Source organism: Sorangium sp. So ce204 (assembly GCF_051526795.1).
In the GTDB taxonomy this organism is placed as follows: domain Bacteria; phylum Myxococcota_A; class Polyangia; order Polyangiales; family Polyangiaceae; genus Sorangium; species Sorangium cellulosum_B.
The window spans coordinates 6698382-6722022 of record NZ_CP150317.1; the positions used below are offsets into that span (position 1 = coordinate 6698382).

Annotated in this window: 15 protein-coding genes; 4 read left to right on the forward strand and 11 right to left on the reverse strand. The window is 71.8% G+C overall.

The window, feature by feature from the left end; all coding sequences use genetic code 11:
- Positions 1–61: 61 nt before the first annotated feature.
- Positions 62–5050 (reverse strand): nSTAND1 domain-containing NTPase, encoded by a 4989-nt coding sequence (locus WMF22_RS24900; RefSeq protein WP_437292494.1) that lies wholly within the window; start codon positions 5048–5050, stop codon positions 62–64.
- Positions 5051–5997: 947 nt separating this feature from the next.
- Complete coding sequence (locus tag WMF22_RS24905; protein WP_437292495.1) at positions 5998–6891, reverse strand: hypothetical protein; 894 nt, start codon at positions 6889–6891, stop codon at positions 5998–6000.
- 371 nt (positions 6892–7262) lie between these two features.
- Here WMF22_RS24905 and WMF22_RS24910 point away from each other — a divergent pair, with 371 nt between their 5' ends.
- Positions 7263–7853 (forward strand): Uma2 family endonuclease, encoded by a 591-nt coding sequence (locus WMF22_RS24910; protein ID WP_438031399.1) that lies wholly within the window; start codon positions 7263–7265, stop codon positions 7851–7853.
- A 147-nt stretch (positions 7854–8000) separates the two neighbouring features.
- Here WMF22_RS24910 and WMF22_RS24915 read toward each other — a convergent pair whose 3' ends face one another.
- Both WMF22_RS24915 and WMF22_RS24920 read right to left on the reverse strand, forming a co-directional pair.
- Positions 8001–10745: a DEAD/DEAH box helicase gene (locus WMF22_RS24915; protein WP_438037281.1), complete on the reverse strand. Its 2745-nt coding sequence runs from the start codon at positions 10743–10745 to the stop codon at positions 8001–8003.
- A 284-nt stretch (positions 10746–11029) separates the two neighbouring features.
- Complete coding sequence (locus WMF22_RS24920; protein WP_438031400.1) at positions 11030–11599, reverse strand: hypothetical protein; 570 nt, start codon at positions 11597–11599, stop codon at positions 11030–11032.
- Positions 11600–11976: 377 nt separating this feature from the next.
- On the opposite strand from WMF22_RS24920, the gene WMF22_RS24925 reads away from it, so the two are divergent.
- Positions 11977–13197 carry a serine/threonine-protein kinase gene (locus WMF22_RS24925; RefSeq protein WP_438031401.1) on the forward strand — a complete coding sequence of 407 codons (1221 nt, stop codon included), beginning with the start codon at positions 11977–11979 and terminating at the stop codon, positions 13195–13197.
- A 73-nt stretch (positions 13198–13270) separates the two neighbouring features.
- Here the strand turns inward: WMF22_RS24925 and WMF22_RS24930 are convergent, their stop codons facing one another.
- The 5 genes from WMF22_RS24930 to WMF22_RS24950 all read right to left on the reverse strand — a co-directional run bounded on the left by WMF22_RS24930 (position 13271) and on the right by WMF22_RS24950 (position 18299).
- Positions 13271–13861, reverse strand: a complete 591-nt coding sequence (locus WMF22_RS24930; RefSeq protein WP_438031402.1) for a Uma2 family endonuclease — start codon at positions 13859–13861, stop codon at positions 13271–13273.
- A 107-nt stretch (positions 13862–13968) separates the two neighbouring features.
- The gene (locus WMF22_RS24935) at positions 13969–14817 is read right to left on the reverse strand and encodes a hypothetical protein (protein ID WP_438031403.1); all 849 of its coding nucleotides are present in this window, start codon (positions 14815–14817) and stop codon (positions 13969–13971) included.
- A 45-nt stretch (positions 14818–14862) separates the two neighbouring features.
- Positions 14863–15573, reverse strand: a complete 711-nt coding sequence (locus WMF22_RS24940) for a hypothetical protein (protein WP_438031404.1) — start codon at positions 15571–15573, stop codon at positions 14863–14865.
- Between the two features lie 204 nt (positions 15574–15777).
- Positions 15778–17352, reverse strand: coding sequence for a protein kinase (locus tag WMF22_RS24945; RefSeq protein ID WP_438031405.1), 1575 nt, complete (start codon positions 17350–17352; stop codon positions 15778–15780).
- Entirely contained in the window at positions 17346–18299 is a 954-nt protein-coding gene (locus WMF22_RS24950; RefSeq protein WP_437292502.1) for a hypothetical protein, read from the reverse strand. The genes WMF22_RS24945 and WMF22_RS24950 overlap by 7 nt, the downstream gene beginning before the upstream one ends.
- A 233-nt stretch (positions 18300–18532) precedes the next feature.
- On the opposite strand from WMF22_RS24950, the gene WMF22_RS24955 reads away from it, so the two are divergent.
- The gene (locus WMF22_RS24955) at positions 18533–18934 is read left to right on the forward strand and encodes an RCC1 domain-containing protein (RefSeq protein WP_437292503.1); all 402 of its coding nucleotides are present in this window, start codon (positions 18533–18535) and stop codon (positions 18932–18934) included.
- Between the two features lie 47 nt (positions 18935–18981).
- Here WMF22_RS24955 and WMF22_RS24960 read toward each other — a convergent pair whose 3' ends face one another.
- Both WMF22_RS24960 and WMF22_RS24965 read right to left on the reverse strand, forming a co-directional pair.
- On the reverse strand, positions 18982–20682 hold the full coding sequence (locus WMF22_RS24960) for a tetratricopeptide repeat protein (protein WP_438031406.1): 1701 nt from the start codon (positions 20680–20682) through the stop codon (positions 18982–18984).
- On the reverse strand, positions 20669–22018 hold the full coding sequence (locus WMF22_RS24965) for a hypothetical protein (protein ID WP_438031407.1): 1350 nt from the start codon (positions 22016–22018) through the stop codon (positions 20669–20671). Before WMF22_RS24965 ends, WMF22_RS24960 begins: the two co-directional genes overlap by 14 nt.
- A gap of 488 nt (positions 22019–22506) precedes the next feature.
- Here WMF22_RS24965 and WMF22_RS24970 point away from each other — a divergent pair, with 488 nt between their 5' ends.
- A complete protein-coding gene (locus tag WMF22_RS24970) occupies positions 22507–23382 on the forward strand; it encodes a hypothetical protein (protein ID WP_438031408.1) in 876 nt (291 codons plus the stop codon).
- Positions 23383–23641 lie beyond the last annotated feature (259 nt).

Here is a 23641-nt window from a genome sequence, read left to right on the forward strand (position 1 = left end):
GAGCAGCGCCAGAGCCCGCTGCTTCCTCGACGCGCTCACGCGCTCGGCGCAGCGACGCTCGTCATCGGCCGGCCGTGCCGCGCAGCCGGCCCCCCGAATCCGCCTGCCCCCTCGGCGCGGCCGCGCGAACCGCGGCGACCTGCCGCAGACAGGCCTCCTGGCTCGCCCGGGCGGCCGACTCGGGCACACGAAGGAGCTCGATCCTCCGCTCGACAGGCATGCAGTAGGTCGTCGCCGTCCACAGCTTCGGATCATCGACGCCGCGGAGCGGCTCGAGGTCGGTCCACACCCGCGCGACCTTGTCGTCGGACCCGGTGACGATGCGCTTGCCATCGGGGCTGTACGCCACTGCGTTGACGGACGCATCGGACCCGCGCAGCACCAGGGGCTCGCCCGTGCCGTCGGCGTTCCATATCCGCGTCGTCTTGTCGTCGGACGCGGTCACGACATACTTGCCATCCGGGCTGAACACCGCAGCATTGACCAGGTGCTCATGACCACGCAGGACCACGGGCTTGCCTGTGCCGTCGGCGTTCCACACCCGCACCGTCTTGTCCCACGACGCCGTGACGATCCGCTCGCCATCCGGGCTGAACGCCGCCGATACGACCCAACGATCGTGCCCTCGCAGGACCACGGGCTCGCCCGTGCCATCGGCGTTCCACACACGCGCCGTGTTGTCATACGAGGCGGTGACGATGCGCTCGCCGTCGGGGCTGAACGCCGCCGAACGCACCCTGTCCGCGTGACCACGGAGCGTCACGGGCTCTCCAGACCCGTCGGCGCTCCACACACGCGCCGTCTTGTCAAAGGACGCCGTGACGATGCGCTCGCCGTCAGGGCTGAACGCCGCGGAGCGAACCCGGTCCGCATGACCACGGATCACCAGCGGTTCGCCCGAGCCGTCGGCGTTCCACACCCGCGCCGTCTTGTCGTCGGACGCGGTGAGGATGCGCTTGCCATCCGGGCTGAACGCCGCCGAGAACACCTCCCCCTCGTGGCCACGGAGGATCACGGGCGCTCCCGCGACCTCGGCGTTCCACACACGCGCCGTCCTGTCCCACGACGCCGTGACGATGCGCTTGCCATCCGGGCTGAACGCCGCCGAGGAGACCGAATCGTCATGACCACGGAGGCTGAGGGGCTCACCCGTGCTCTCGGCGTTCCACACCCGCGCCGTCTTGTCATAAGACGCCGTGACGATGCGCCTGCTGTCGGCGCTGAACACCGCAGAATAGACCCGATCCTGGTGGCCGCGCAGGGTCCGAGGCTCCCCCGACCCATCGGCGTTCCACACCCGCGCCGTCTTGTCCCACGACGCCGTGACGATCCGCTCGCCATCCGGGCTGAACGCCGCGGAGTAGACGACATCCTCGTGGCCGCGCAGGATCCGGGGCTCGCCCGACCCATCGGCGTTCCACACCCGCGCCGTCTTGTCCCACGACGCCGTGACGACGCGCTTGCCATCCGGGCTGAACGCCGCCGAGTAGACGGCATCCTCGTGACCGGGCAGGACGACCGGCTCACCCGTGCCATCCGCCTTCCACACCCGCGCGGTCCGGTCGAACGACGATGTCACGATGCGCCCGCCGTCGAGGCTGAACGCCGCGAAATAGACCGGCTCCGCATGACCCCGAAGGACGGCGAGCTCGCCCGTGCCATCCGCCCTCCACACCCGCGCGGTCCGGTCGAACGACGCCGTCACGATGCGCCCGCCATCGGGGCTGAACGCCGCCGAATAGACCCCGTCCTCGTGACCGCGGAGGACGAGCGGCTCGCCCGCACCCGCCGTGCGCCACACCCGCGCGGTCCTGTCGTCCGACGCCGTCACGATGCGCTCGCCGTCGGGGCTGAACGCCACCGAGTTGATCGGCGCGTCGTGGCCACGAAGGACCAGCGGCTCGCCCGTGCCGTCCGCGTTCCACACCCGCACGGCCCTGTCCGCGCAGATCGTCGCGATGTGCTTGCCGTCGGGGCTGAACGCCGCCCGGATGACGAAATCCGGGTGGGTGAGCACCACGCGCGCGACCCAGCTGTGCAGCGCCCAGCGCGCGAGGGTGGCCCACCCGCGCGGCACCTCGGGCGGCTCGACCTCCCGCAAGAGCGCCAGCACCGTCGTGGGATCGGATTGCAGCTCGCGCGCCGCGGCCATGCGGGTGGCGTTGCGCGCCAGGAGCGCGTCCGCCTGCGCGCGGATCGCCAGGTACGACACCATGACCGCGAACGCGCTGAGCGTCGCGATCACGCCCACGGCGAACTGCCGTCGCAAGCGCCGCGCGCGCTCGGCGAGCTCCACGACGGCCAGCAAATAGCGCTCCTCGCGCTTGCTCAGCCCCGCTCGCCCGTCGGCGCCCTGCGCGGCGCGCCGGCGCTCGTACCATGCCCTCGCGTCCTGGGCCGCGCGGTCGCGCCAGAGCAGCCCCTCGGCCCAGCCGCTCGCCTCCCACTGCTGCGCCGAGGCGCGCAGCCGGGCCAGGAACTGCGCGTCTTGCTCGCCCTCGGCGAGCCACTGCCGGAGCTTGGGCCACCGCTCGATCAGCGACTCATGCACCAGCTCCACCGTCGTGCCCTCGCGCTCGCCCCCGGTCTCGATCAGCAGCAGCCGCGCGCCGGCCAGGTGCTGGACCACCTGATCGATCGCCTCGCCCGCAGGACCCCTGCCGTTCTGCGCCACCCCATGGAGCTCCTCCAGGCTGACCACCGCGCGCGTGCGCTCGGGCGTGACCAGGCGCACGAGCACCGCGCGGGCCAGCCGCTGCTCGCGCACCGGCAGCGCCGAGAGCACCGCGTCCGCGTGCGCGGACAGGGCGCCCGCCACGCCGCCCAGCCTCTCGTAGCTGTCTCGCGTCAGCAGCCGGTGCTCGCGATCCCGCGCCTCCCACAGCTTCGCGGCCGTGAACTGCAAGAGCGGCAGCGGGCTCCGCGTGCTCTCCAGCGTGCCCAGCATGTCCTCGATCATCTCGGCCGTCTCGAAGCGATGACCGGCCGCCTCCAGCGGCCTCGTCAGCGCGTCGCGCAGCCCGTCGCGCCCCATCGGCGGCAGCAGCGACAGACCGCGCGTCACGTCGATCACGAAATCGTGATCATCGGCCATGTGATCGAGGAAATCCGAGCGGACGGCGAGCAGCACACGCAGGGGTGATGACGCGTCGTCGGCCACGCCTTCCAGGCAGGCCACGAACGCGGCCCGCTCCTCGCGGCTGGCGCCGAGCGTGTACAGCTCCTCGAACTGATCGACGAAGAGCAGGACATGGTGCCTCGTCCCCTCGCGGCGGCAGCGCGCGCGCAGCCGGGCGCCCAGGTGCCCCGGCTGCGCGCGCAGCGTGGCCACGATCCCGTCGTGGTCGGCGAGCTCGGCCGACCCGGACCCCGCGCTGGCCACCTCGGACTCGGCCACCTGCACGAGCACATCGACGAGCGCCGACAGCGGCCGGCGCCCCGGCCGCACGATGAACGTCTCCCACCGCTCGCTGCCGCGCTTCAACGCAGGGATCACCCCCGCGCGCACGAACGACGACTTGCCCGCCCCCGACGGCCCGACGACCGTGAGGAGCGGCTGGTAGCGCAGCCGCGTCGTCGTGGCGGCGATCTGGCGATCGCGCCCGAAGAAGCGCGCCGCGTCCGACTCCTGGAACGCGGACAGCCCCGCGAACGGGCTCTCGTCGTCGCCCAGCTCGAGCGCCTTTCGGCCGGGCAGCAGCGCCTCCAGCTCCGCGAGCAGCTCCTTGGCCGAGCCGATGCGCTCGTGCTTGCGCTTCTTCAGGCACCGATCGACAAGGTCGCCGAGCGCGCCCACGTCCGGCCGCCGCGCGCTCACGCGCGGCATGGGGAGATCGAGCTTCACGATGTCCGCGAGCCGCGCGACCGAGAACGGGTCGAGCGGATGCGCCCCCACGAGCAGCGTGTACAGGAGGATGCCCACGGCCCAGAGGTCGCTGCGAGGATCGATGTCCCCGCCCAGCAATTGCTCGGGCGACATGTAGGCCGGCGTGCCGATGAGCCCGCTCCGGTGGCCGTCGACGTGGCCTCGCGCGAGCGTCGCCTGCGTGCCCGTGAGCGTCGACATCACCCTGGCGTCGAGCTGCTTCGCGATCCCGAAGTCGAGCACCTTGATGCTCCCCGCGTCGTCGATGAGGATGTTCTCGGGCTTCAGATCGCGGTGCACGATCCCGAGCTCGTGCGCGCACACCAGCGCGCGAACCACAGGGATCATCAGCTCCACCACCTGGCCGGGCGGCATCGGGCCGGACGGCCCTATCGCGGCGAGCGGCCCTGGCGCGCTCGGGTGCTCGCGCTGGGTCAGCCATTCGCTCAGCGTGCGGCCCTTGATGTACTCGAGCACCAGGTACGGGTGTCCGCGGATCTCGTCCACCTCGTGGATCACAACGATGTTCTCGTGACGGCAGCGCGCCGTGGCCCGCGCCTCGTCCAGGAAGCGCTCGTTTCCTTGTCCGCTGAACTCGAGCAGCAGCTTGATCGCCACGAGGCGCCCGAGCTTGGTGTCGCGGGCCAGGTACACGATCCCCATGCCGCCCCGGCCCAGCTTGCGGATGATCTCGTAATGCTTGATCGTGCCGCCGACGTCCGGCAGCGCGGAGCCCGGACCGCGCCCCGTCGGCGCCGCTCCCCCCGCCGCGGTTGCGCCGTGCGCGTCGAGCGCGTCGTGTACCGACGGCGCTGCGGCCTCGCGCGCTCGCTCCTCGGGCGTCACGCCGGCCGACGCCTCCGTGGGGGCCAGGCCGGCGAGCGCGAGCGTGGTCTCGGCCGGTTCGCCACGCTCGCCGCGCATTCCGCTCGATCCCGACCGGTCCGGCTGTCTCTGCTCCTGGGCCTCGGCGTCGCGGCGCGGGGTCTCCTTGAGCTCGAGCGTCGCCTGCGGCAGGGTCGCGCCGAGCGCGTGTTGCTGCAGGTCGTCCTGCGAGGGCATCACCTCCTGCAGGGTGTGTCCCGGCATGAGCTCGAAGACGGTATAGAGCCGCCCCTCGCCGGCGTGCCCCCAGTCGACGGGCCGGACGATCGGAGCGTGGTGGAGCCGCGTGCCAGAGCGCATCTCCCGCAGGAACCGCGAGATGGAGCGCCGCGCAGGGTGCCTGCGGTCTCCCTCGCGAGGCAGACGGAGAATCTGGAGGACGATCGGCCGACCGCCCCCGATGCGCCGGCCCCTGTAAACGACCGTTCGGCCGCTCGCTCGGCAGCAGGACAGGATCTCATAGCGACCCTGGAACACCGTCCCTGGCGCGAGGGTCTCGCGGCTCATCCTGGCCCCTCCGATCGCTGCCACGCCCGCGCGGCGGCTCCGGGTGAAACGTCCCCACCCCCTGTCGACACGCAACGCTCCCGAATGTCGAGCTCGTCGCGCCGCTCTGGCGAGAGAACCCGACGGCGTACCCGGACCGATGCTCAAGCAGCCAACCGTCGCTGCCTGTTGGGAGGTTCTATAGCATACCCCCCCACATCGTCCGGTGTCGGCGCCTCGGATGCGTCAGCCCCTCTCCTTCGCACCAGCGCTCCCGTCGTTCTCCTCCTGTTCTTCCGCCATTTCGAGCCGCTCGGCATTGCGGCAATTCCCAGGTGCCGAGACCTGGCATACGAGGAGCCGGCCTGAGGCTCAGGCGACGAGCCCGGTCATCGCTCGGGTGAGGAGCCCAGTCATCGCTCAGGTGAGGAGCCCAGTCATCGCTCAGAATCAGGCGAGGAGCCGGGCTGTGGCTCGGACGACGAGCCCAGTCGACGGGGCGAGTCTCTCTTGCAGCGCGGCCGCCCGCACGCAGCCGTGCCCGCGCCGTGCGGGACGTTCCGCCGGGGCCCTCGGAGCGCGATCTTTTGCTGGATCCCGCAAACCATTGCGGAAGAGAGCAAGCGGTTGCGTAGCCGCCTCCGCGGCCTGGCGCCGCGCGGGCTCCCATCTCCCACCCTCTGTGCGGCCTGCGCGCGGGATCTGCGCTGGCAGCGCGGGCGCCGCGGGCGCCGGTCCGGCATCGCGGCGGCCGGAGAGCGTCAGCCGACCGGCGGCTCCGCGCCGGTGACCTCGCCGTCGGCGCCCTCGTCCTCGTCGAGCGACACCTCCTCCTCGATCACCTCTCCGGCGGCCGCCGTGCGCCTCACGGCCGTGAGGCCGAGCTGGATCTGCGCCTTCACCGGGAAGACCTGCCGCAGCGTCGTCGCCCAGTCGTTGAACCAGCCCCGCAGGCCCTCGATCCCCTCCCGTTGCTCCCGCCAGGCCCTCGCCAGCTCGGCCGCCGGCACCCGGGGCGGCTGCGCCTGCGCCCCGGCGCCGGCCTCGAGCTTCGCCAGCAGATCGCGCACCTGCTGCACCTTCGCCTCGGTCAGCCCGCGCGCCGCGAGCACCTTGTGGACCTTCTTCGCGTCGCCATCGCTGTTCCTGGCGAGCCCCTCGAGGCGGCGGAGGTACGTCCCGACCGACATGGTCACCGTCGACCCGAGCGGCTGCGGCTCCAGGTGCTTGAAGAACGCGGCCTCGAAGCCGTCGCGCCGCTCGCGCGGCACCACGCGGCGGATGATCGCGCGCGTGCGCGGGAACCACGTGTTCTCGAAGACGTCGACCTCCCGGAGCAGCTGCATCCGCTCGGCGCCCTCGACGCCTCCGCCGCTCGCGACCTCCGCGAAGAGGTGCTCGAGCGGGCGCTGCTCGCCCGAGGCGAGCTTGAATAGCCGCCACCCCTCGCGGTGCTCGTTCGCCGCGTAGCCCTCGCGACGCGCCCGCGCGATGAACGGCGCGGCCTGGACGTTGACGAGGAACCGGAGAGCGCGACCCAGGAGGTCCTGCTCGGCCGCGGTGAGCGCCAGCGGCAGGGACGCCTCGGAAGGCCCGGACGGCGCGGGCCGCGCTCCCGGGTTCCAGGAAGCGCTCGCGGACTTCGCTTTCGGCATGTCGTTTCTCCTCGCTGGCGCTCGTGGACAGCGCAGGAGCGCTCAGCGGCGTCGGCCGATTGCAAGCTGCGCGCCAGCGGGATGGACGGTCGCCGCGCGTTCGCCACGTTACGCCGCGATTGGACTGCCCACCACGAGGCCGCTCTCCCCCGCTCCCAGGCGAGGAGCCTGATGCAATCGACGATTGGAGCGTTTGGAACCGATCTGACGACAGGAAGCATCCCAAGAGTCGGACCTTCCTACCGTCGGCGTGTGTCACGTGTTCTTCGCCCTCACCGTTCGTGAGCAACGGCATCATCACCTGCGGGCCGGCCGCCCTGCGCGAAGGCCTGGGGCTTGCGTCGCCGCCCCTCCCAGGGAACGCTGGGCCCATGGGCCATCCCGCCGAGAAGCGCCGACGCGCGACGTACGCCGACCTCGAGGCGGCGCCGCCGAACAAGGTGGCAGAGCTCATCGGCGGCGAGCTTCACCGCTTCCCCCGGCCAGCGCCGCGGCACGCGCGCGCCGCGTCGAGCCTGGGCATCGAGCTCGGCGGTCCCTTCGATCACGGCAAGAACGGCCCGGGCGGCTGGTGGATCCTGGACGAGCCCGAGATCCACTTCCCCGATCCGGCCTCGCCAGGCGACGTGGATGTCGTCGTGCCGGACCTCGCCGGGTGGCGCCGGGAGCGCATGCCCGAGCTCCCCGACACGCCCTACTTCTCGCTCGCTCCGGACTGGATCTGCGAGGTCCTGAGCCCCTCGACCGAGCAGCACGATCGCAAGGAGAAGATGCCCGTCTACGCGCGCGAGGGCGTGCGGCACGTCTGGTTGATCGCGCCCCTCCAGCGGACCCTGGAGATCTTCACGCTCGCCGCGGACCGCAGCTGGGCGCCGATCGCCACCCACCGCGACACCGCGAGCGTCCGCGCCACGCCCTTCCAGGCCATCGAGCTCGATCTCGCCGTGCTCTGGGCGACCTGAACAACTCCCTCATTTTGCAGCCCTTTTCAGCGGGGGAATTGAACAAGGAGGCGAGGAGACGGGGAGTATTTTGAAGATTTCCCTCCCCGTCTCCCCGTCTCCCTGTTCAATTTTCTCGGAGGTACGGCACGAGTCAGAGAGCCCGAGTCAAAGAGCGCGACTCGGAGGGCTTGAGTCCGAGAGCTCGCCGTCCCCGCCCTCGCCGCCGTCCGGCCCCCGGAGCTGCGCCGAGAGCAGGCCGACGAGCTCCTGCGTCGAGAGCTTGCCGGCGGTGTCCTTGCCGCCGAGCACCTGCGCCACGAGCGAGCGCTTCTCCGCGTGCAGCGACAGCATCTTCTCCTCGATCGTCCCGAGCGCCACCAGGCGATAGATGGTGACCGGCCGCCGCTGGCCCAGGCGGTGCGCCCGGTCCGAGGCCTGATCCTCGACCGCGGGGTTCCACCAGGGGTCGAGGTGGATCACGTTGGTGGCCGCCGTGAGGTTGATGCCGAACCCCCCCGCCTTCAGCGAGATCAGAAAGAGCGGCGCCGACCCCTCCTGGAACTCGCGCACCCGCTCGGCCCGGGCCTTCCGGGGCGTCTCGCCGTCGAGGTAGACGTACGCGACGCCGCGCGCCTCGAGCGCCTCGCGCACCAGCGCGAGGTGCGACGTGAACTGGCTGAACACGAGCGCCCGCTGCCCCTCCGCGCACAGCTCCTCGACGAGCCCGAGGAAGCGCGCGAGCTTGGACGAGTCGAGCGTCGAGCGCGCGTCGTAGAGGCGCGGGTGCGACGCGAGCAGCCTGAGCCGCGTGAGCGCCGCCAGCACCTCGACGCGCCGCTCCTGCTCGCGCCGGACCGCCCGGGGCGTCTCGAGGTCGGACAGCGCCGCGAGGCGCGCGTCCTCGTACAGCTGCCACTCGGCGCCCGCGAGCACGACCGGCACGCGCACCTCGGTGCGCGCCGGCAGCTCGGCCTCCACCTGCGCCTTGGTCCGCCGGAGCAGGAACGGGGCGAGCACGCGCGCGAGCGCGGGCCCCGCGGCAGGGTCGATCTGCCGCTCGATCGGCATGGCGTAGCGGTCGCGGAACGCGTCCCAGCCGCCGAGGAGGCCGGGGAAGACGAGCGCGAAGAGGCTCCAGAGCTCGCCGAGGTGGTTCTCGATCGGCGTGCCCGAGAGCGCGAACCTGAAGTCCGCCTTTAGCGCCCTCGCGGCGCGGAAGCGCTGGGTGGTCGCGTTCTTCAGGCTCTGCGCCTCGTCGAAGACGACGGTGGCGAAGCGCCGCGCCGCGAGGCGCGCGGCGTCGCGCACGAGCAGGCCGTAGCTGAGCACCAGCACGTCGCCCGGGCCGAGCCGCGCGAGCGCGTCGTCGCGATCGGCCTCGTCCGCGTAGAGCGTGATGCGGAGAGAGGGCGCGAAGCGCCGCGCCTCGTCCTGCCAGTTGAAGGCCACCGAGGTCGGCGCGACGACGAGCGCCGGCCCGCGCTCGCCGCGCTCGATCAGGACGGCGAGCGCCTGCACCGTCTTGCCGAGGCCCATGTCGTCGGCGAGCACGCCCCCCGCGCCCCAGGCCGCGAGGCGCACGAGCCAGCGATACCCATCGAGCTGGTAAGGGCGGAGCTCACCCGCGAGCGCCGCCGGCGCGGCGGGGCAGAGCTCGCCGGCGGCCACGACCCGCTCGACGAGCCCCCGGAACGCGCCGTCCGCCTCGATCGCGGCGCCGGCCCGCTCGAGCTCCCACAGCACCGCGGCGGCCGAGGGGCCCACCGAGAGGCCGCGCGGGGAGTCGTGGACGTGATCGGCCAGGCGCTCGAGGTGCGCGCGCAGGGCCTCGCCCAGCTCCACGTAGGTGGTGGCCGTGACCTGCACGTAGCGCTCGTGGCGGCGCGCCGAGTCGAGCAGCCGGGCCAGCTCCACGCGCTCCCCCGCGACGCTCAGGCCGCCGAGGGCGCCGAACCACTCGCGCCGCTTCTCGAGGACGACCTTGAGCGCGCGGGGGCCGCCGTCGCCCACGACGCGCAGGGGCTCGCTGACCCACTCGAGCTCCGGGGGCGGCTCGCGCCGCGCGCAGGCCGCGAGCAGATCGAGCGCGCCCTGCGCGCTGGCGAAGCGGTAGTGGAACGGGCGATCCTCGAACGGCTCGGCCCCGGCGAGCGGGAGCGCGGCGGCGAGCGCGTCGGCGAAGTCCTGCTCCCGGCGCAGGTCGCGCACCGCGTGCAGGGCCCGGTCGCCGCGCCGCACGTGGACGTCGCGCGCGCCCGCGCCCGGCACGAGCGGCGGGGCGTCCGCGAGCGGCCGCACGCGCAGCTCGACCTCCACGGCGCCGCGGGGCTGGGCCGTGAGCCGCAGCACCGGGAGCAGCTCCGGCGGGACCGACTCGCCCATCACGCTGCGCGGCATGGCCACGGGCACGCGCACCGCCCACCGCGAGAGCGCGGCGAGCAGCGCGCCGTGGCTCTCGGGCGGGAAGACGTCGCCCTCGCGCGCGAGCACGTCGAGCAGCGCCCGGATCTCGGCCTTGACGTCGAGCAGCGTGAGCCGCCGCGCGCCCTTGTCCCAGTCCCAGAGGAACAGCACCTCCTCGGGCCGGGCCCGGCGCGCGCGATCGAGCAGCGCAGGGGGCAGCGCCGTACCCTCGACGCCGGCGCTCACGCGCACGGCGCCGTGGCGCTGCTCGGCCACGACGCCCACCGGCGCGCGCTCGATCCGCACGGAGACGTCGGGCGCCTCGTCGAGGAAGAGGCGCGGGTGGCCGATGAGCGCGTCGAGCAGCGCCCGCGAGGCGAAGGCGCTGCCTTCGGGCAGGAGGGACGCGATGCGGGCGTCCTCGGGGGAGAGCTTTCCGCCGTGCTCCAGCAGGAGGCGCTTCTTGCCGAGCCGCGCCCCGGCGCCGCGCTGGCCCTTCTTGCCCATCCGGTGGATCCAGGGCGCGACAACGACGCCGGCCGCCTCGACGACGTCCAGCCGGAAGGAGAGCTCGACGCCGCCGCGCGCCCCGGGGCCCTCGTCGAGGGCCCTGTCGAGCGCCAGCAAGGCGCGCTCCCAGGCGGGGCGGCCGAGCTCGCCGAGCGCCTGGAAGAAGGCCGCGCTCGGGGGCTGGCGGAGCCAGAGCAGCGCGGCGTCGATGGCCGCGAGCACGTGGACGCAGCCGGCCGCGCCGCAGTCGCACTCGGCGCGGAGGGCCCCGGGCGCGAGGGTCAGCCGCGCCTCCGGCCTGACGAAGCCGGCGCCTGCGCGGTGCGCCTCGAAGGGCCGCGGGTCGTCGAGGCGAAAGCCGGGGAGCGCGGCGTCGAACCGCAGCGCGGCGGCCCGGAGCGCCCGCTCGGGGCGCGGGGCCGCCGCGTCCGGCACGCGCGCGCGCAGCTCGCAGAGCCGCTCGTGCGCCGACAGGGCCCGCGGCTCCTCGGCGCGCGCAGGAGCGACGGCGCCGCGGCGCGCGCGAGCGCGGCGTCGTCGCGCTCGTCCTCCAGGAAGCGAGCCACGAGGGGCGGCAGGACGTCGCGGAGGCGCGAGGGCGCGAGCCACGCGCGCGCTTCCGCGAGCGACTCGGCGCTCGCGAGGTCGATGAGGCGCCGCCGCGCGCCGAGGAGCTGCAGCTCGGGCCAGAGCGTGGGGTCGACGCGCGGCGCCACCGCCTCGAGGCTCAGCCGAGCCAGGTGCGCGACGCCGTGCTGCGCGAGCCAGGCGAGGAGGGCCGCGCGGGTCTCGAAGGGCGCCGCAGGGGCTACGGGGGGAACGGGGAGGACGGCCTGGGTGTCGCCGGGCATGACGGGCGGCGTAACGTCGTCGGTGCGAGGGCCCGGTTCAAGGGGTTCCGGCGCGCTGGCCCCCGCGAGCGAGCGCGCTGCCGGGTGCGTGCGGCGCCGCGCGGCTCGGGTTCGCGCCGCTCGATGAAGAGGAGCTGCGCGAGGCGACGCGCCGGCTCTGCGCCGCGCTGCGCGCCGGCCCGACATCGAGCGCGGCCGTGCGACCTTGTAAGCGTGTATCCGCGATTGACACTCTGCTGGAGGAGCGCAGTCCGGGATTCCCAGGGTCGCATGTTCGCGATACGCTCTGGGCATGCCCCGGTCCCTGACCCCAGCGCGTCGCCCGAAAGGGACACCGACGTGGCTGGGGCACAGAGGCGGCACGGAGGTGCTCGATCGTGTTCCATCCTTCCTCGTTCGATTCACAACCTGATTCCCAGAGGAGAGACAGCGCGCGCGGCGTAGTTGCGCTCGCCGATCGGCCGGCGGACTCCCGCCCAGCCTCTTCGCGCCGCTCCGTACGGCTGCGAGGCCGCCTCATCGACGGGCGTTACCAGGTCGATCAGCTGCTCGGTCGCGGCGCGATGGGCGAGGTCTGGCGCGCGCACGACGGCGTCCGGCGCGCCGATGTCGCGCTGAAGTTCCTCACGGTGGCGCGGGGCGGGCGGAACGTCGACGCGATCGAGCGGTTCCGCCTGGAGGCGCGGGTCGCCGCGCAGCTCGGACAGAAGACCCGCGGCGTCGTCGCCGTGCTCGACGCCGGCGAGGACCTGGCGGCGGGCCCGTACATCGTGATGGAGCACGTGCGCGGCAGGTCGCTGCGTCAGCTGCTGGAGGAGCGAGGGACGATCCCCGCCGTCGAGCTCGCGTCGCTGCTCCGCCAGCTGGGAGAGGCGCTGTCGGTGGCGCACGGCCTTGGCGTCGTGCACCGGGACATCAAGCCGTCGAACATTCTTCTTGTCGAGAGCAGCGACGGCCATCTCTGCGCCAAGATCACCGACTTCGGGATCGCCAAGTGGGTCGGCCAGGATCGGCCGGCCGACTTCCGCCGCCGCACCGCGGACGGCGTCGTGCTGGGCACGCCGGCCTACTTGAGCCCGGAGCACACGTGTGACGGCCTGGGCGGCCCGCAGCTCGACATGTGGTCGCTCGCGGTCGTCGCGCACGAGGCGCTGACCGGGCGGCAGCCGTTCCCGGGCCGCAACCTGGCCGCGGTGCTCGCGGCCATCCTGGTCAGCGGGCGCCCCCCGCTGGCCACGTTGTGCCCGGGGGCGCCGCCCGCCCTGGAGGCGTGGTTCGCGCGCGCCTTCGCCATCAGCCCGTCGGAGCGGTTCCCCAGCGTCCAGGCGATGCTCTCTTCCTTCGAGGCCGCGGCGGGGGTGCCGGTGGCGCCGCCGGCAGCGCCGCGGCGGCGGCGCTTTCGCGTCGCGGCGGCCGGGGCGGCGCTGGCGCTCGGGATCGCGCTGCCCGCGGCGCTGCTCTGGGGGCGGGCCGGGAGCGACGGCGCGCGGCGCGTGGACGAGGTGGTCCGCGACGGGGCGCGCGCCGCCGCCCGGGTCGCGGACGCCGCGCAGGCGATGACGGCGCGCCTCCTGGAAGGCCGGGGCAAAGCGCCCTGATCGCGGATCTCGCGCCGCGTCCGCCTCGTCAGGACGCGGGCGGGGCCGTCCAGGAGCTCGGGACGGTGGCCGGCTACCTCGCCCAGAGGACCGAGAGATCGAGCTCGATCGCCTCGAAGGGCTCGACGCGGACGCGAGCGGCGTCGCGGTGGACGGCGGCGGGCCCCCACCCCCGACCCGAGGAGAGCGAGAAGACCTCCAACGTCCGCGCGAGCGGGTCGACCAGCCACACGTGCCGCACGCCCTCGCGCGCATAGATCGGCATCTTCTCGTCGCGGTCCACGTCCTCGGTCGAAGGGCTCAGCACCTCACAGACCCAATCCGGGGCGAGCGGGAAGAAAGCTGTCGTCGGCAGCTCGGGCATGCGTTCTCGACGCCAGCCAGCGATGTCCGGTACGACCGCCTCCACCTCACCCGGCACCGCTGGGTCCGGGAAATGCAGTTCGGGCGCGTCCAGGATCCACCAGCCGCCAGGCCCCCCTTTCCCTGCATCGAACGGACCGCCGAGCTCGATGCCGAGGCGAGACGATGCGCGTGCATGAGGCGGCGCCGGCCTGGGGAACACGTGCAAGGTGCCCGCGATGAGCTCCGCCACCTTGGTCGGCGGGACGGCCTCGAGATCGGCGTACGTCGCGCGGCGCTGCTTGGCGGCGGGCGGGCCCATGGCGGAAGCCTGCCCGGGGACGAGCGGCGCGGCAAGGCGGCGAGGTGCAGGGGTCCGGCGGCGCGCCGGCCGGGGCGCTCATCGACGCGGGGGCACGACGGCGACCGCTAGCGATCACAGCACAAGACGTGTGTGACGCCGCGTTCCAGGGAACCGCTCACGATCTCGGAGTCGGTCGACGGAGCGCACGTTCCAGGCTCGCTCTTCAAGAACACCGAGCGCATCGCCGCAAGCGACGCGCTCGTCGCCCTGGTGCAAACAGGGTTGCTGTGATTGGTGGTGTACTCGGATGCGACCTCGCTGATGCAGTCGGGATCCTGGTACAGCATGACTTCCGCCGTGCAGCTTCCGCCGCTCGGCGCGCCGCAAGAGCACGGAGAGCATTCGCGGGTGTCGTTGAGCATGGGATACTCGAACTTGCGGTCGTAACCCTTCCAGCACTCGCCGTTTTCCTGAGGAGGGTAGCACGTCATGCTGAGCGTCGGTGCGTACCCGGGAGGATCGGACTTGCAGGCCCTGACGAACTGTAGGCTGCCCATCGACGGTTTCGGTACCGGAGACACCGGAGCGCACGGGGCGAGGGTCGACGGCTCGAACGTCACTGTAGCGACGGCGTCTCCCGGGATCGGCTCTTCGGCCGCTGAACAGGAACCGTCCCATGACGCGCCGAAGTCGAGCGTGCCGACGGCGTCCTCGCGAGAACAGACCGACGCGCTGGCGGTCACCTTCGACGGCAGTTCGCACTCGGCCGGCGTACACTCGCAGGGCTCACACTTGTCCTCCGCGCTGAACCCCTCTGCTTCGAAGTACCCTTCCCACGCAAGCTCATCGTTGAACGCCTCGCATTGCTTGAATGCGCCAGCGCCCTCCACGAGGACAAATACTTCCTTGGTCGGATCGGGCTTTGGTAGCTCTGGTGGAAGGTCTATCGAGTAGCACCCGAGCAGTGCGAACACTGCAAGGACAAGTGATGCATTTGATCGCATCGTGGGTACCGCCCTTCAGTTAAATTTGTCGGAGCAGCAGAAAACGCGCGGTTCTCCGCTGACAAGATCGCCGATTACCTGGGAGACGTGCAACGTCGGCGCGCACGTGCCCGGCTTTTGATGGGTTAGCACCGCACGCATCGCCGCGATCGGAAGGGGATCGATGTCGGTGCACCGACTGTCGTTCTGGTCGACGCCGAACCCGCCACCGATGATCTTGGTAGTGCAGCTGGTTTCGGCATACACGAGGAATTCCGCCTCGCAGCTCCCACCCACCGGAGCCTCGCAGGAACATGGAGTGCACGTGCGTGCGTCTGCGATTCGCTCCTTGAACTCCAGTCGGACATCGAATCCTGGCGGACACAATCCGTCATACTCGGGGGAGATGCACGCTCGCCATTCACGCTCTGGTCGAATGCCTAATACCATCGGACAGGCCTTTGCAAAGTTGCCGAAGATCGGCGGCGGGTCGAACGCCGACGATGGGGCGCACTCGGCAGCGAGTGCCGGCGGATCGAAGGTGACCGAGGCGAATACCTCGCTTGGTACAGGAGGGGCAGCCTTGCGGCACATGCCCCCGTGATCCTCGTCCGCGTCTTGCTCATCGAAGACGATCTGGGTTCCGTAGTCGCCACAGCGCAGCGACCTGTGTGCTGTCACGCTCGACGGCAACGTGCACAGGGCCGGTCCGCACGTGCACACGCCGCACTCCTCGACGGCACGCACGTCAGCCCAACCCTCCCAGAAGTCCAGCCGGTGCCCCGGACATGCTGGCGCATCGGGACTCTCGTCAACCCAGAGCCATACGGCGTTGTCGTCCGTCCGCGGGGCATAGACACCGTACGCATCGAGCCCGTCTCCACACGCTGTCAGCATGACGGCGACACTTACAAAACAAGCGCTCGACCGCATCAGAACCCCTCCCGCCGCTCAGTAAAAGTCCTTCTGACAAGGGATCAGGCCGTCGCAGGGATCGAACTCCTGGGTCGGCGTCTTCATGGCCTGCCGTGCGGGAGCGGCGGGGCGGGTCGCGCGAGGCCGCGGCGGGACGGGCGGCGGCGCGGCCTCGGGGAGCGGCTCAGGGCCTCGAGCGAGCGGTCGAACGGAGGGCGGCGGCGTGGCTCGAACCGCAGCAGCCTGGACCACCGGCCCCAGGCGTGGCGCGGCTCGGCGGGGGGGCTCGCGCCAGAGGACCGCGGCCGCGCTGCCCAGCACGAACGCCAGCGCGAGCACCGCACCGTACCAGCGCGCGCGGGAGCGTCGCTCCGGGGTGGTGCTTGAATCCCGAGGGGTCGAGGGCGCCGGCGCGACCGGCAGCAGCGGAGAAGGCGGAGCGATCGAAGGCGCCGACGCTACCGGCAGCCGCGGATCGAGGTCCGGGAGCTCGGGCGCTGGAGGCGCCGACGGCGCAACCGGCGGCGCGTGGGCGACGTGATCCTGCGCGTCCCGCGGCGGGACGGCGCTCCTGAGCGTGTCGGGCGTATCGGGAGGGCGCGGCGGTGCAACCGGCGCCGCGTGGGTGGCGTGGTCCTGCGCGTCCCGCGGCGGCGCGCTCCTGGCCGTGTCGGGCGCTTCCGAGGGGCGCGGCGTGGGGACCGCGCTGGCTCGGCCCACCTGTTCACCCGAGCCGAGCGGTTCCGCCTCGTCCTCCATCGAGATCGGCGCTTCTTCGTCCAGCTTGCGCCGCGCGCCGGACGGCGCGGCGAAGATGTCCGCGTGGGGAAGCTCCGGCGGCTCGCCGAGCTCTTCCCACGCGCGGGTGAAGGGCGTCAGAACAAGGAGCATCCTTCGGACGCTCACCAGCCGTCGCTTGGGGTTCTCCTCGAGGGCCCCCTTGATCATCATCCGAAGCATCGGAGGCATCCCGACGGGGAAGCTCGTGGGCTCGGTCCACATCGAGAGGGGGCGTTGGCACAAGAGCTCGTACATGACGGTGCCGAAGCCGTAGACATCCGCGCGAAGTCCTATGTGTCCACCGGAGAAGCGCTCCGGCGGTGCGTACCCGTACGGATCGCGCAGAGCGTCGTCTGGGCCGAGCTGAAAGAGCCGAACGAATCCGAAGTGCGTTATCGCGTACCGGCCCTCGCTCACGACGAAGACACGGTCCGGACTGAGGGCGCCATGGATCATGGAGAGCTCATGAGCGCGCTCGAGACAGCGGCCAAGGTCGATCAGCACCTTGAGCGCGGCCGAGCCGAGGTCCTGCCCCCGCATGGCGTCGAGGAGCGGGACCGCGCCGCTGAGCACGGGGGTCGCTGCCCACGCGACGGAGCCGCTCACCCCCCCATAGAGCACGCGGACGATCTCCGGGACATCGTCGGAGAGGCGCTGCAGGCGCGCGAGCTCCTCAGCAAACGCGCCCGCGTCGAGGCCCGAGCCCTCGTGGACGTGCAACCAGACGAGGTCTCCTTTGTCGCCGACCTGCCGCGCGAGGAAATGACGGACCAGGCCGCGTTCCTCGTTGAGCAGCTCGTGGCCTTCCCAGATTTCACCCGCCGCTACCATACGAGCGTGACCTCCGCGCCGGCGCCTCGCGGGCGGATCTCGGCCTTCCGCGGCCAGACGACGTAGACGATCGTCGCGGCACCGAGCGCGGCGCCGGCGACGAGCGCAGCCGAGCCCAGGCCACGGAACAGGCTCGCTCGCGTGTCGGCCGCATCCGCTTCGTCATAGATCTGGCGGTACTCCGCGCTGCTGTGGAGCATCGAGCCGTCGTTCAGGCGGGCCACCTTGGCAACGGTTTCGCGCCCGGCGAAGTCGCCTGCGACGTGAAGCCCTGCGCCGGCGCCGAGCAGGGCCGCCGATGCGGCCGCGCCGGAGCCGATGATCCAAGGATTGCGCGCCTGCGCTGGAGCACTTGCGGCAGCCTTCGTGGCCTTGAAGGCGAGCGACACGTGCTGCGACTCGCCCGCTGCCACCTTCACGGCCGCACGGGCTTCTTGCCCCTGCGGTCCGGTCGCCGTCACCTCGTGCTGTCCGGGCGCGACGAAGACGGAACGGCCCTCGCTCACCCTGCGACCGTCCACGAGGATCCGCGCCGTGCCCCGCGGGGCGCTCACGTGGAGCTCGGCCACGCGTTGCCGCACCGCCGCGAGATCGGCGCGTCTCACCTCGTAGCGACGGCGCTCGACGTCGTTGGTTGGCTCGGGCATCTGCGCGACGCACGCGGTGAGCTCCTCCGCGGCCTTCTCGATGCGCTCGAGCCGCAAGTCGAACACCCCGAGCTGACACACGGCCATCGTCGAGGGCTCGAGCGCGTTGACCCGCGCCCAGAGATCGCGAGCGCGAGCGAGCTCGAGCCGCTTGGCGGCCTTCTCCGCCTCGTCGATGAGCTCCTGGACCTCGCGGGACCGCGGGGGAGGGTCCGCGGCCGCGGCTTGGAACGTGGAGGCAAGGACGGCTGCCAGGGCGGCCGCTTGCCACAGATGGCCTCGTAGACTAGACGCACGCACGGTTCACATCGGCGCAAACGAGGGGGACCACAACGCCGCGCTGACCCGTTCAGCGCGGCGTTGCCTTTGATATCACATCGCTGACCCGGGCGAGCGTGCAGAAGCGCTGCGTGTTCCATCCGTGCATTGCGCGCACGCGCCGAAATTTCTCATCTGTAGTCGAGAAAAGCGCAGCAACGGGTGACGGCTCACGCGGCGGTCCATGGCCGCGGAGGGGCGAGGCGCACGGAATCATGGTGGCTGCGGGCGCCAGCCATACGTGCGCGATCCGGCATGACGGCTCTCTCACCTGCTGGGGGGACAACTCGTTCGGCCAGCTGGGTGTTCCGCGCGCGATGGCGGTCTCCTCGAGCACGCCGATGAGCGTGCTTTTTCCCGCGTCGCTCGGCGCGGCGACAATCACGCAGATCGCGTTGACCGAGCAGGCGACCTTCGCCATCGACAGCCAGCTCCGACCCCTCGCCAAGGTCGTCGCGGTGAGCGCCGGCATCTTCCACACGTGCGCGATCGTCGAGGGGGCGTGCGGCCCCACGGGCCCTGGCCAGGTCCTGTGCTGGGGCAGAGGCACCCTGGGTCAGCTCGGCGACGGCACCGGGACGAGCTCCGCGATCCCCGTCGAGGAGCGGGCGCCCTGAGCGCTCTCGCGGACACAGGCCGCGACGCGCCCTGAACGGCTGAAGAGTCACGGAGTCGTGGCATCAGGAGGGCTGGGGAGGGCGTAGGGGTCGCGGCCGGCGTCCTGGAGGCGCTGAGACGCTGCAGCGACGGCCGCCAGGCGGATGGCTTCCGCGTGTTGCTGGAGGTCGGCCCACGCCTCGGCGGGCAGCGTGCGCTGTGCCTCTTCAAGGAGGGCAGCGTAGCCCTGGGCGCGCTCGACCTCGCGGAGGGAGGTGCAGAGATCCCGGAGCAGAAGGGCGGTGGCGAGGAACGCTCGGTCGTCCTTTAGGCTGGAGAAGAGCCGGAGCTGGAGCTCCAGTGTGATTCTCTGGCCAAAGCGAGCGTGTATCCGCCGGCCGATGTCCAGAGAGCGCTCTACGAGGATCAACGCCTGGTCCAGAGCGCCGACAGCCGCGGCTGCGCGTGCGAGGTAGCCGTGAGCAGCCTGCTCGCCAACTCGATTCCGGATCTCGCGATGGCGGGCGAGCACCTCCAGGAAGCGCTGAAAGGCTTCCCTGGGCTCGCCGGCCGCGAGCGCCAGGAGACCAAGGCTCTGAAGGCAGTTGGCCTCTCCGAGGCGATCGCGAATCTCGCGAAAGATGGGCAGAGCGAGGGTGTAGGAGGCGCGAGCGGCATCCAGGTCGTCGACGCGCATGTCGAGGTCGCCGAGGCTCTTCAGGCAGTTGGCCTCTCCGAGGCGATCGCGAATCTCGCGAAAGATGGGCAAAGCAAGGGTGTAGGAAGCGCGAGCGGTATCGAGGTCATCGACGCGCATGTCGAGGTCGCCGAGGCTCTTCAGGCAGGTGGCCTCGCCAAGGCGATCCTGGGCCGCTCGAGAGATCTCCAGGCCATGCTCGTATGCCTTCCTTGAGCGCTCGCGATCTCCACGGAGCATCGCCACGATGCCTTCAAGGACCAAGGCAGCGGCAACTGCCCCGTGATAGCCGATACCCTCCGCCAGGCGCCTCGCCTCGCTTGAGCTAGCCAGCACCTCGTCGAGGGCATAGTGATGAATTAGCAGCTTCTGCCCGAGATTCAGCCATGCATCGGCCAGCGCGGCCGGCGGCGGCGCCTCCGACGAAGCCATCGCCTCGCGAAGCCGGACTGCTGTCGCCCTCAACTCGTCCAGCTCATCGGTGGATCCCGCCGGGCGTCCCGCTTCTTCGGGCGGCGCTGCGAGCCCCCCTGCATCGCCCAGCGTGGCACCTGGGAGCGCCTCCACCTCGCATGTCCCTGATCGTACGTCGAACAGATCAGGAGCCACCCGAGGCAGATCGGCCGCGCGGTCCGGCGAAAGCACCAGCACGAGCGGCCCCACGATCACGCGCGCCAGCGTGTCGCGCGCGACGTTGAGCGCCTGAATCGCGCGGCCTTCCGCAGCGTCGAGCAACGACGCTGTATCAGGCACGACGACACCCCGGAGCGGCTGGACAGGCCCCGCGGTCTCCAGGAGCTCTTCCACGGCGCGCACGCCCTGCGCTCCATCCGGCAGGAACTTGAGCGTCGGGAGCCCCTCCTGCCCGCTCCATCCTCGCATCCGCCGCAACACCTCGGCCCGCGCTGCGCCGGACGCCAGCACCACGAACAACGCGAACCGGTCCGCGCGCCGCAGTCCCCGGCGGAGCGCCCTGAGCCGCTCCTCGGACTCGTCGGTCAGGCTGGCGATGGGCTCGCCAGCCGACCCTGGCAAATACGACCCCCCGCCCGCGGGTTCACCCGTGCTCACGGTACTTCCGGCACCGCTCCACGAGCGGGTGGACCGCGTGCCACGGGTCCGGACCGCCGTTCTGATATTCGAGGACGAACAGGTTGAGCAGCAGGTCGCGCTTCACCCCTACGTCGCACTGGTCCGGAAATCGATTCGTCTCTGCGATCTGGCGCAGGATCGGCACATATCCCTCGGGCAGCGCCCGCTCGAAATCGGCCTGCAAGATGGCGGCGGCCCGCTCGACCGAGGCCGCGGTCACCGGGGGGTCATCGTGCTCGTTGCTGGCTGCCCGCACCATGTGGAGCGCGTGCCGGATGCAGCCGCCGCTGAGGCGCGCGATTCGCTCCGCCGCCCTGTCGCCTTCCTCGAACAGACGATCGAACCGCACTCGCTTCCTGAGCAGGTCGGCCAGCGCGGTCACGCCGCCCTGGTTGTCCCCGCCGCCCTCCGCGGCGCGCCGGCGGACCTCGATCATCGGCACGACGACGATCTCGCCGCCGTAGAGCCCGCTCAGCCCCGCGCCGGCCGGCGCGTAACAGAGATACAGCGGAACCGTGATGACGAGGTGCGCGTCGAGGCTCTTCAGGGCGCCCATCCGCTCCCGGTAGAGCCGCTCCACCCCCTCATGGTGTGCCTGGCTCAGCTTCTCCATGTTGTCGATGAGCACCACCAGCGGACCCGCGCCGTCATCCGGCGCCTCCCTGGTCGCGGCGAAGGCCTTGTTCAGCCCCTCGATCAGCACGGCCGTCGTGGAACGCAGGGCGGTGCGGATATCCTTCCGGCGCTCCGCGCTGGGCAGGCGGACCTCGCCGAGGATCCGGGTGAGCGCCTCCGAGATGTCGCCGGGAAGGTTGGTGATCGTCTTGCTGAGCGCCTCCTTGATCTGGTCCTTCCACAGCGGCATGAGCACCTTCACGGCCGCCGCCTTCCGCTGCTCATCAACGAGCTTCCACAGCGCGAGGAGGATGTCCTCCAGATCGATGTCGGTCCGGTTCAGCATCACGTCGGCGTCGAGGAACAGGACCGTCGCGAGCGGCGCGCCGTGAGCGGCCGTCTCCAGCTGGACCTTCATCCGGAGGAGCTCGGTGGTCTTCCCGCTCCCGAGGTGACCGCTGACGAAGTGGAGGGTGGGGATCCCACCGGACCGGCGGATGTTGCGGACGATCCGGCCGAGGCGATCGCTGCCGCGGATGGCCGTCAGGTTGGCGAACAGGCTCGAGTCTTCCCGGGGGTCCAGCGGCGAGTAGGGGTCGCAGAGGCGGACGGCATCGTCCAGGTTCTGCGCGGGCGGCGGGGTCAGCACGCGGCTGGAGACCGCGTGGCCGCGGAGGGTGGCGATCGGGGCGTTGCTCATGGCACGGGAGCTCCGGGGCGGACGCTACCACAAGCGTAGCCGCGCGGCAGCGCCACCACCGCCCGCGTCCCCCACCGGGCCGGCGCGACGGCCACGGCTTACCCGCATTCGCGGCCGCGAGCACCCGAGCCGCACGAACCCCCCTCCGCGCATCGCTGCGTCGGCACGAGCATCCAGCGCGCTCTTCTCGCTTGCCTCGGTAGACCGCTCCTCGACGGGGCGATCGATCCTCGAGAAGCCCCCGCTTTCTCAACCAGCGAACCGCTGCGCAACGGCGCAATCCGTTGCGGTTCACGGCAGGGCGTTGCGCTCCCCTCCTCTCCCCCTCCTCTCCGTCCTGCGCGGCAGCGCCGAGCCACGGGCTCACCTCGCACCGGCACACGTGTTGCCATGCCGCAACGCCGCAACGAAACCACGGCGTGTCGCCGCGGCGGCAGGCCGGATCCCATCAGACATCACAGGAGGTTTTCCCCGTGAGTGAATCACCGATGTTTTCGACCCTCGTCCTCCCCCCGGAGCTCGTCGCCGACGATGTCATCGCTGTCCGAGATCAGGTGAGCGCGCGAATCGCGGCCGTGCTCCGGCCCAAGAGCGGCAAGCGCAGGGAGGGCGACGCGCCGCTGCCCAGGGGGGTCGAGCTCCTCGCGGCGCTGCCGCCCCACATCGACAGGCCCTGGAAGCGCTTCGACGCGGCCACGACAGAGCTTCAGGGTTTCCGCAGCATGCGGGCGAGCGCGCAGGCCGACCGTCGCCACGCGGCGGCGAGCGAGGCCGAGCGGAGCGCCGCGAACATCGACAGCGACGACCGGTGGCGCGCGTTCGAGCAGTGGAACGCGGGAGCCGCCGGGCTCTCCGACGACGGGGAGGCGCCGGCGCCGTCCGAGGCGCGCTGGCTCTATGCGCAGCTCTTCCCGGCGCCCGATGGGCTTCGCTTCATCACGCGCCGGCCCCGGGTCCAGTGGACCGCGATGGTGCAGCGGATGAAGACGCTCGAGGAGCAGCGCGCGCAGGCGGTGATCGAGGGGTTCGGCGGCACCCGGCACCACCGCCAGCTCGTCGCCGCCCACGCGCGCTTCGGCGACGCGTACGGGTTCACGGCCGTGGCCGCCGCCAAGGAGGGCGGGCGCGGGCAGACCGACGGCCGGCCGCAGTGGAGCGCCGCCCGGGATGCGCTGCGGAGCCTGATCCAGAAGATCGAGAGCCACGCCGACCCGGAGATCCCGGGGAGCGAGGCGCTGGCCGCGTTCCTGCTGGCGCCCTACGTCGAGATGGTCGACGACCTCGCGAGATCCCGCCGGAGAGCCCCAGCCAGGAAGGCCGAAGCCGTCTCGGCGCCTCCGGTCGAGGCGGGCGGTACGCCGTGAACCCATCCGGGTGCGCCGGCGCGTCCACGCGGGAGATGCCTGGCACCCGTCTCCCGGTGGACCCGCCTCCAACAAAAGACGGGTCGCCGTCATCTCCGAGGTGGACACGCCTCCAGCAAAAGATGGGTGGCGCCCGTCTCCTGGTGGACGGGCCTCCAAGAAAAGATGGATCGCACCCGTCTCCGGCGTGGACACGGCTCCAGCAGGAGATGGTGCCCACCGTCTCCCGGTGGACGGGTCTCCAAGAAAAGACGGATCG